Origin of the sequence: Stenotrophomonas maltophilia group sp. RNC7 (assembly GCF_030910085.1) — a bacterium.
Taxonomy (GTDB): domain Bacteria; phylum Pseudomonadota; class Gammaproteobacteria; order Xanthomonadales; family Xanthomonadaceae; genus Stenotrophomonas; species Stenotrophomonas sepilia.
On the sequence record NZ_JAVFVN010000254.1, the window covers coordinates 1 to 1,292 of the forward strand.

The window sequence follows — 1,292 nt, forward strand, 5'->3', positions numbered from 1 at the left end:
AGCAGAATGTCGCACCCAAACTTGTCGAAGCCAGCCTTTTTCCGCACCTCTCGGGGATCCAGCGCCGTAATGTCGTCCGAGAATAACTGAGTTTTCGTCATCTTGGAGTCAATTAGGTTGGATCGGTAGGTGGCGCAGGCATGCTTATCCCATTCAACGGCGGCTGCCACCTTTATGCCTGCCTGGTAAGCGCCTAAAGAAAATCCGCCAGCTCCGGCGAACAAATCGCATGCGAGCACATCGGATTTCCCATTGCCCCGCGCCAGCTTGCCGACATTTTTTTTCTTTTCCGTCAACTGCCGCCCCTATTGTCCCTTACGCCGGTCCTTAAGCTCCTTGTTTGGCACCTCAATTCCAGCCGCGTTCAGCGCACGCAAAACAATCATTCTCATCGTTTCTCCGCTTTCCGCCGATTTGAGCCGTAGGCTCTTTTTCGTCACTGCGGGAACTGTGATCTGAAGTGTGTTTTCACGGTCGGATTGCTTGAGGCTGCTCATGACCACTCCATATGATGAGATCATGATACCATGGTTTTTATTCCGTTCAAGTGAAGACTATCGGGGTTATCTGAGGCTGGCTATGGGTTTTGCTGGCGCGGCCAAGGCTGCGGCCTCCAGTCCCGCGCCTTTGGCTTGCGCGCCTGCCGGGCCGATTCTGATCTCGCCCCCATTGCTAGGGGCTTTGCCCTCGCGCGAGCAAGGTAAGTGGAACCGTCCGGGGCGGTATCCCCACCCTTCCGCACCCCGAGGGGTTTGTGCAGGCCGGGTGGATCCCCCTCCACCGTGGTCGCCCTTGTTCGTTGCTACCCCAGTCTCGGCGACGGCCAGGAGGTCAGGCGCGGCGTTCCGCTTCGCTGACCTTCAGTCCCGAGGATTAGAGACATGGCCAACGTATCCGACAGCAATCTCCGCATCTATGTGGCCTGCCTTGCGCCTACAACAAAGGCATTCTGCATGGAGCTTGGATCGAGGCGAATCAGGACGCCGACCAGATCAGGGACGAGATTGCCGCGATGCTTGCCCGTTCCCCTGTCGAGGACGCGGAGGAATACGCCATTCACGACTATGAGGGCTTCGAGGGCATCAGCATTTCTAAATATGCTGGCATCGACAGCGTGGCGCGGATGGCCGCCTTTATCGCAGAACATGGCGCACTCGGCGCTGGCCTGTTGGAGCAGTTCAGCAGCGACTTAGACCAAGCAATATCCACCTTGGACGACTGCTATCATGGTCAGTTCGTCAGCAGAACTGGTTTATTTCGGTGAGCAGGATCGCGCGGCCAGCAATTAATGA

3 protein-coding genes are annotated in these 1,292 nt (G+C 56.9%); 1 reads left to right on the forward strand and 2 read right to left on the reverse strand.

Going from position 1 to position 1,292, the window contains the following annotated elements:
• Nucleotides 1–296, reverse strand: a 296-nt coding sequence (locus tag RCF13_RS03190; protein WP_308140864.1) for a DNA cytosine methyltransferase, incomplete at its 3' end; no start/stop codon positions are given.
• Between the two features lie 9 nt (nucleotides 297–305).
• Entirely contained in the window at nucleotides 306–497 is a 192-nt protein-coding gene (locus tag RCF13_RS03195) for a hypothetical protein (protein WP_308140865.1), read from the reverse strand.
• 494 nt (nucleotides 498–991) lie between these two features.
• Between RCF13_RS03195 and RCF13_RS03200 the strand changes: the two genes are divergently transcribed.
• On the forward strand, nucleotides 992–1,264 hold the full coding sequence (locus RCF13_RS03200; protein ID WP_343237366.1) for an antirestriction protein ArdA: 273 nt from the start codon (nucleotides 992–994) through the stop codon (nucleotides 1,262–1,264).
• Nucleotides 1,265–1,292: the final 28 nt, after the last annotated feature.

Coding starts and splice junctions, on each gene's coding strand:
- RCF13_RS03195 (WP_308140865.1), bottom strand. CDS start 497: ATGAGCAGCCTCAAGCAATCCGACCGTGAAAACACACTTCAGATCACA.